This is a genomic window from Caballeronia sordidicola (assembly GCF_000729995.1).
GTDB classification, from domain to species: domain Bacteria; phylum Pseudomonadota; class Gammaproteobacteria; order Burkholderiales; family Burkholderiaceae; genus Caballeronia; species Caballeronia sordidicola_A.
On the sequence record NZ_JNFG01000096.1, the window covers coordinates 1 to 1,607 of the forward strand.

The following is a 1,607-nucleotide window of genomic DNA, read 5'->3' on the forward strand; positions in this document are numbered from 1 at the left end:
GGCCCAGAGTGTGTCAAAACGCTTTTTTGAAGAGCTAAAATCTCTCATCCGGTAACGGGGGTGAGCGAGATGAAACGGTTTGTTCAAGGCGACAATCGTACGCAAAGCTTTCTTCTTCCCGAAGCACTCGACGACTACGTGACGGACACCAACCCTGTTCGCGTAGTCGATGTCTTTGTAGATGAGCTTGATCTTCAGAAGCTTGGGTTTGAAGGCGTCGAACCAGCACTTACCGGCCGGCCTTCATATCACCCCGAGGTGATGCTTAAGATCTACATCTACGGTTACCTGAACCGTATTCAGTCCAGTCGTCGCCTTGAGCGCGAGGCCCAGCGCAACATTGAATTGATGTGGCTCACGGGCCGCTTGGCACCGGACTTTAAGACCATTGCGCGGTTTCGCAAAGACAACGGCAAAGCGATCCGCAGCGTCTGCCGTCAGTTCGTCATGCTATGCCAACGCCTGGACCTGTTCGCCGAAGCGCTCGTTGCGATAGACGGGAGCAAATTTAAGGCAGTGAACCATCGCGACCGCAACTTCACGAGCGCAAAACTGGAGCGGCGCATGCGGGATATCGAGGCAAGCATCACCCGTTATCTTGTGCAAATGGACACCGCCGATCGCCAAGAACCCACTATCGCGAAGGCGAAGACGGAGCGGCTGCAAGACAAGATCGCGGCTCTCAAAGAGCAAATGCAAATCCTCAAGCAAGTCGAAGTTCAACTCAACGCGGCTCCCGACAAGCAAGTGTCGCTCACGGACCCGGACGCGCGTTCGATGAAGACGCGGGGGACAGGCGTCGTCGGCTACAACGTCCAGGTAGCGGTCGATGCGAAGCACCATTTGATTGTCGCGCACGAGGTAACCAACAACGGTATTGATCGAGAGCAACTCACGTCTATGGCGAAACTCGCGCGTACGGAAATGGGCGTTGAGAAACTCACGGCAGTTGCGGACAGAGGCTATTACAAAAGCGAAGAGATACTCGCGTGTCACCAAGCTGGCATTACCGTGTTCGTTCCGAAGACGGTGACGTCGAGCGCGACGGCTCACGGTCGCTTCAGCAAAGACGATTTCATTTACAACGCCGAGGCGAACGAGTATCGCTGCCCAGCGGGAGAGCGTCTCATATGGCGCTACGTGACGATGGAGCGCGAGCTAAAGTTGAACCGTTACTGGAGTTCGAACTGCCAACAGTGTTCGTTAAAGGACAAGTGCACGCCGAGCATACAACGCCGGGTGACACGCTGGGAACACGAAGGGGTTCTCGAGGAGATGCAAATCCGTCTTGACCACAGCCCCGAGATGATGCGTATCCGAAGACAAACCGTCGAGCATCCGTTTGGCACAATCAAGGCTTGGATGGGAGCCACGCATTTCTTAACACGAACGATCGAGCGAGTCAGCACCGAGATGAGCCTGCACGTGCTTGCGTACAACATGAAGCGAGTCATTAAGTTACTCGGGTCAGAAACGGTCATGAAAGCGATGCAGACATAGGCCTGCGTGCAACCAACCGGGGACTTGACCACATCCTCTTTGATGAAATTGATGTTCCACATGCCGCATTCAATAATCCGCACTTCGTTGCGAGAGCAGGTGTCGTC

1 protein-coding gene is annotated in these 1,607 nt (G+C 54.6%); it reads left to right on the forward strand.

Features of this window, described 5'->3' with window-relative positions; translation table 11 throughout:
• Positions 1-69 precede the first annotated feature (69 nt).
• On the forward strand, positions 70-1,500 hold the full coding sequence (locus FH08_RS0133850) for an IS1182 family transposase (RefSeq protein WP_031362608.1): 1,431 nt from the start codon (positions 70-72) through the stop codon (positions 1,498-1,500).
• Positions 1,501-1,607: the final 107 nt, after the last annotated feature.